The following is a 6,924-nucleotide window of genomic DNA, read 5'->3' on the forward strand; positions in this document are numbered from 1 at the left end:
GAAGGTGTAAGCCCCGTTCGCCCCGATCACCAGGGTGCCGACGTTGGCGATGGTCGCCGTGCTGCCTGCCACATAAGTGGTCGCACCGACAGTGAAGTTGACCACGCTGACCGGGCCGTCGACGCTCAAAGTGCCCGACAGTACGCTGCCGGTAGCCACGGAGTCTTCGTTAACGGTGACGGTTTCGCTGGCGTCGGTGAAGCTGTCGTCGACCGGGGTGACGCTGATGTTCAAGGTCGAGGTGACATTACTGCCCGAACCATCGGTGACGGTGTAGCTGACCGTCGGCACCGTGCCGTTGTAGTCGGCGGCCGGGGTGAAGGTGTAAGCACCGCTCGCCCCGATGACCAGGGTGCCGACGTTGGCGATGGTCGCGGTTTCACCGGCCTGGTACTGGGTACCGCCAACCGTGAAATTGAGCACGCTGACCGGGCCGTCGACGCTGTTGGTGCCGGTGAGGACGCTGCCGGTCACCAGGGCGTCTTCGCTGGTGGTCACGGTTTCGCTGATGTCGGTGAAGCTGTCGTCGACCGGGGTGACGCTGATGTTCAGAGTCGAGCTGACGTTGCTACCCGAACCGTCGGTGACGATGTAGCTGACCGTCGGAACCGTGCCGTTGTAGTCGGCGGCCGGCGTGAAGGTGTAAGCCCCGTTCGCCCCGATGACTAGGGTGCCGACGTTGGCGATAGTCGCCGTGGCGCCTGCCACATAAGTGGTCGCACCGACGGTGAAGTTGACCACGCTGACCGGACCGTCGACGCTCGAAGTACCCGCCAACACGTTGCCGGTGGCCAAGGTGTCTTCGTTAACGGTGACGGTTTCGCTGACGTCGGTGAAGCTGTCGTCGACCGGGGTGACGCTGATGTTCAGCGTCGAGGTAACGTTGCTGCCCGAACCGTCGGTGACGGTGTAGCTGACCGTCGGCACCGTGCCGTTGTAGTCGGCGGCCGGGGTGAAGGTGTAGACGCCATTGGCGCCAAGCTCCAGTGTGCCGACGTTGGCGAGCGTCGCGGTTTCACCGGCCTGGTACTGGGTACCGCCAACCGTGAAATTGAGCACGCTGACCGGGCCGTCGACGCTGTTGGTGCCGGTGAGGACGCTGCCAGTGACTGGGGCATCTTCGCTGGTGGTCACGGTTTCGCTGATGTCGGTGAAGCTGTCGTCGACCGGGGTGACGCTGATGTTCAGGGTCGAGCTGACGTTGCTGCCGGAACCATCGGTGACGGTGTAACTGACCGTCGGCACCGTGCCGTTGTAGTCGGCGGCCGGCGTGAAGGTGTAAGCCCCGTTCGCCCCAATGACCAGGGTGCCGACGTTGGCGATGGTCGCCGTGCTGCCTGCCACATAAGTGGTCGTACCGACGGTGAAGTTGACCACGCTGACCGCGCCGTCGACGCTCGAAGTACCCGCCAACACATTGCCGGTGGCCAGAGTGTCTTCGTTAACCGTAACGGTTTCGCTGATATCGGTGAAGCTGTCGTCGACTGGGGTGACGCTGATATTCAGCGTCGAGCTGACATTGCTGCCCGAACCGTCGGTGACGGTGTAGCTGACCGTCGGCACGCTGCCGTTGTAGTCGGCGGCCGGCGTGAAGGTGTACGCCCCGTTCGCCCCAATGACCAGGGTGCCGACGTTGGCGATAGTCGCCGTGGCGCCTGCCACGTAAGTGGTCGCACCGACGGTGAAATTGACCACGCTGACCGGGCCATCCACGCTCGATGTACCCGACAACACGTTGCCGGTAGCCAAGGTGTCTTCGTTAACAGTAACGGTTTCACTGGCATCGATGAAGTTGTCGTTCACCGGCGTAACGCTGATGTTCAGCGTCGAGGTAACGTTGCTGCCCGAACCGTCGGTGACGGTGTAGCTGACCGTTGGAACCGTGCCGTTGTAGTCGGCGGCCGGGGTGAAGGTGTAAGCCCCGTTCACCCCGATGACCAGGGTACCGACGTTGGCAATGGCCGCCGTGCTGCCTGCCACATAAGTGGTCGTACCGACGGTGAAGTTGAGCACGCTGACCGGGCCGTCGACGCTCGAAGTACCCGCCAACACGCTGCCGGTGGCCACGGAGTCTTCGTTAACGGTGACGGTTTCGCTGACGTCGGTGAAGTTGTCGTTGACCGGCGTAACGCTGATGTTCAGCGTCGAGGTAACGTTGCTGCCCGAACCGTCGGTGACGGTGTAGCTGACCGTCGGCACCGTGCCGTTGTAGTCGGCGGCCGGCGTGAAGGTGTAAGCCCCGTTCGCCCCGATCACCAGGGTGCCGACGTTGGCGATAGTCGCCGTGCTGCCTGCCACATAAGTGGTCGCACCGACAGTGAAGTTGACCACGCTGACCGGGCCGTCGACGCTCGAAGTGCCCGACAGCACGCTGCCGGTAGCCACGGAGTCTTCGTTAACGGTGACGGTTTCGCTGGCGTCGGTGAAGTTGTCGTTCACCGGCGTAACACTGATGTTCAGGGTACTGCTCGAGCCGGTGTTGGTGGTGTATGTCACCTGTGGAACGTTGCCATTCCAGTCGGCAGCCGGCTGGAAGGTGTAGTCGCCGTTGCTGGCGATGATCAGCGTTCCGACACCGCTAATGGTCGCGGTCTGGCCCGCCGTGAAGCTGCCGTTGACTCCGGTCACGTTGAAGCTGGTGACGCTCAGGACGTTATCGACATCGCTGTCGTTGCCCAGCACGTTGCCGGTCGCGTTGTGGTCTTCGTCGACGGTGATCTTGTCCGCCTGCAGCACGCTTGCGTCATCGACGGCACCGACATGCACCACCAACGGCAGCGAGGTGCTGGCGCTTGGGGCATCGCCGTCTTTGGCGGTGGCCGTCACGGTCAGGGGGATGTCGCCATTGAAGTTCGTCGGCGGTGTCAGCTTGAGTGTGGACAGGTTCCAACCAGTAATGTCCACCGACGTCGAGCCGTCGGCAGCATTGAAGGTGTGGGTGCCGTCGGTGAGCCTGGAGCCCGTCGGCAAGCCGTTCAGGGTGAGAGTGAGTGTTTCCGAACCATCGACGTCGTTGGTGTGGGCCTGGATGGTCGACAACAGGATCGCGTGGTCTTCAAGGCCCGAGTTGAGCACCTGGGTGACATCGATGTTGTCCAGCACGCCGCCCAGGCTATTTCTGTCCCCGGCGCGGAACTCGAGTTTCTGGTTGCCATCGGCAGTGACCGGAATGTCGAAACTGTAGTGCTGCATGCCGGTGGTCGTGGTGTTCAAGGTGCCAATGAGTTGGCCGCCCCAGTACACATTGATGTGCGAATTCACCACACCTGCACGCGGTGCATAGTCGAACGACACGTTATAGGTGCTGCCGGCCTTGGCATCGATAGTGGTGTAGAGGTTGCTCGCATCGCCGGCGTTGCGCTCCAGTTCAATGACCTGGTTATCGCCCCCGGCACCATAGACGCTGGCCTTGCCGATTTCGACCATGCCACCGCTGTTGTCAGTGTGCCAAACGCCGTTGCCGAGCTGGCTGACATTGACGTCGCCAACGGCGCCGTTCAGAGCGACTTCCTGGAAGTCGGTCGAGACGACCGTACCGCCACCCGTCAGTGACAGGCTTGGGGTATCGGTTATTGGCGCGACGACAATGGTGCCGGTTGCCGAAGACGCAGAGGGCATGCCCTGGTTATCGGTCGAGGTGTAGGTAAATTGGGTGGTGCCACTCCAGTCGCCGGTAGGCTTGAAGTAAACCGTAGCGCCGTTGGCGGTTGCGGAGATGACACTGCTGGCGGTCAACGCGATGGTCCCGGCGGCGTCAGCGTAAAACACACCGTTGGCCGGCAGGCTGGTCAGGTTGAAGTGCCCGACAGTGCCGTCGATGTCATTGCCGCCAAGTTGCACAGCGATCAACTGATCTTCATTACCAGTGGCCGAGGTAGTGCTGACGGTCGGAGCGTCGTTGACCGAGTTGACCGTGATGTCCAGCGTGCTGCTGGAATTGGTGTTGGTGGTGTAGCTGATCTGCGGAGCGGTGCCATTCCAGTTCGCCGTTGGGGTGAAACTGTAGTCGCCATTGGCGGCGATAGTCACTGTGCCGACGCCGGCGATCGTTGCGACTTGACCGGCGGTGAAGGAGCCGGTGACGCCTTGTACGGTGAATGTCGCGACACTCAGAGCATTGTCGACATCGCTGTCATTGCCGAGCACGTTACCGGTTGCAACGTGGTCTTCATCGACAGTGTTGGTATCCGCAGTCAGGACGCTTTGGTCGTCGACCGGGGTAACACTGATGTTCAGGGTCGAAGTGACATTGCTGCCGGAACCGTCGGTGACGGTGTAGCTGACCGTCGGCACCGTGCCGTTGTAGTTGGTTGCCGGGGTGAAGGTATAGGCGCCGTTCGTTCCGATCACCAAGGTGCCGACGTTGGCGATAGTCGCCGTGCTGCCGGCGGCGTAGGTGGTTTCGCCGATGGTGAAGTTGACCACGCTGACCGGGCCGTCGACGCTGCTGGTGCCGGTGAGCACGCTGCCGTTGACCGGAGCGTCTTCGGAGGTGGTCACGGTTTCGCTGATGTCGGTGAAGCTGTCGTCGACCGGGGTGACGCTGATGTTGAGGGTCGACGTGACGTCAGCGCCGGAGCCGTCGGTGACGGTATAGCTGACCGTCGGCACCGTGCCGTTGTAGTTGGCCGCTGGGGTAAAGGTGTAAGCCCCGTTCGTTCCGATCACCAGGGTGCCGACGTTGGCGATAGTCGCGGTGTCACCGGCCTGGTACTGAGTACCGCCGACCGTGAAATTAACTACGCTAACCGGGCCATCGACGCTCGACGTCCCGGTGAGGACGCTGCCGGTCACCAGAGCGTCTTCGCTGGTGGTCACGGTTTCGCTGGCATCGGTGAAGCTGTCATCAACCGGGGTGACGCTGATGGTGAGGGTCGAGGTGACGTCAGAACCAGAGCCGTCGGTGACGGTGTAGCTGACCGTCGGCACCGTGCCGTTGTAGTTGGCCGCCGGGGTAAAGGTGTACGCCCCGTTAGCTCCGATCACCAGGGTGCCGACATTGGCGATAGTCGCGGTGTCACCGGCCTGGTACTGAGTACCGCCGACCGTGAAATTAACTACGCTGACCGGGCCGTCGACGCTCGACGTATCGGTAAGCACGCTGCCGGTCACCAGAGCGTCTTCGCTGGTGGTCACGGTTTCGCTGATGTCGGTGAAGCTGTCGTCGACCGGGGTGACGCTGATGTTGAGGGTCGAGGTGACGTCAGAACCGGAACCGTCGGTGACGGTGTAGCTGACCGTCGGCACCGTGCCGTTGTAGTTGGCCGCCGGGGTAAAGGTATAAGCGCCGTTCGTTCCGATCACCAGGGTGCCGACATTGGCGATAGTCGCGGTGTCACCGGCCTGGTACTGAGTACCGCCGACCGTGAAATTAACTACGCTGACCGGGCCGTCGACGCTCGACGTATCGGTAAGCACGCTGCCGGTCACCAGAGCGTCTTCGCTGGTAGTCACGGTTTCGCTGATGTCGGTGAAGCTGTCGTCGACCGGGGTGACGCTGATGTTCAGGGTCGAGGTGACGTCAGAACCGGAACCGTCGGTGACGGTGTAGCTGACTGTTGGCACCGTGCCGTTGTAGTTGGCCGCCGGGGTGAAGGTATAAGCGCCGTTCGTTCCGATCACCAGGGTGCCGACATTGGCGAGGGTCGCGGTGTCACCGGCCTGGTACTGAGTACCGCCGACCGTGAAATTAACTACGCTGACCGGGCCATCGACGCTCGACGTTCCGGTGAGGACGCTGCCGTTGACCGGAGCGTCTTCGGAGGTGGTCACGGTTTCGCTGATGTCGGTGAAGCTGTCGTCGACCGGGGTGACGCTGATGTTCAGGGTCGAAGTGACGTCAGCGCCGGAACCGTCGGTGACGGTGTAGCTGACCGTCGGCACCGTGCCGTTGTAGTTGGCGGCCGGGGTGAAGGTGTACGCCCCGTTCGTTCCGATGGTCAGGGTGCCGACATTGGCGAGGGTCGCGGTGTCACCGGCCTGGTATTGAGTACCGCCGACCGTGAAATTAACTACGCTGACCGGGCCGTCGACGCTCGACGTATCGGTAAGTACGCTGCCGGTTACTGGGGCGTCTTCGCTGGTGGTTACGGTTTCGCTGGCATCGGTGAAGCTGTCATCAGCCGGGGTGACGCTGATGTTCAGGGTCGAAGTGACGTCAGAACCTGAACCGTCGGTGACGGTGTAGCTGACCGTCGGCACCGCACCGTTGTAGTTGGCCGCCGGAGTGAAGGTGTAAGCGCCGTTCGTTCCGATCACCAAGGTGCCGACATTGGCGAGGGTCGCGGTGTCACCGGCCTGGTATTGAGTACCGCCGACCGTGAAATTAACTACGCTGACCGGGCCGTCGACGCTCGACGTATCGGTAAGCACGCTGCCGGTTACTGGGGCGTCTTCGCTGGTGGTCACGGTTTCGCTGGCATCGGTGAAGCTGTCATCAACCGGGGTGACGCTGATGTTCAGGGTCGAGGTGACGTCAGAACCAGAGCCGTCGGTGACGGTGTAGCTGACCGTCGGCACCGTGCCGTTGTAGTTGGCCGCCGGAGTGAAGGTGTAAGCGCCGTTCGTTCCGATGGTCAGGGTGCCGACATTGGCGAGGGTCGCGGTGTCACCGGCCTGGTATTGAGTACCGCCGACCGTGAAATTAACTACGCTGACCGGGCCGTCGACGCTCGACGTATCGGTAAGTACGCTGCCGGTTACTGGGGCGTCTTCGCTGGTGGTTACGGTTTCGCTGGCATCGGTGAAGCTGTCATCAACCGGGGTGACGCTGATGTTCAGGGTCGAAGTGACGTCAGAACCTGAACCGTCGGTGACGGTGTAGCTGACCGTCGGCACCGCACCGTTGTAGTTGGCCGCCGGAGTGAAGGTGTAAGCGCCGTTCGTTCCGATCACCAAGGTGCCGACATTGGCGAGGGTCGCGGT

At 62.1% G+C, this 6,924-nt stretch carries 1 protein-coding gene; it reads right to left on the reverse strand.

Annotated features, from left to right (window positions below):
- The coding region (locus tag IB252_RS29865; protein WP_192411152.1) for a tandem-95 repeat protein at positions 1-6,924 on the reverse strand (6,924 nt) is incomplete at both ends.

The sequence above is a fragment of the Pseudomonas sp. PDM10 genome (genome assembly GCF_014852295.1).
Classification (GTDB): Bacteria; Pseudomonadota; Gammaproteobacteria; order Pseudomonadales; family Pseudomonadaceae; genus Aquipseudomonas.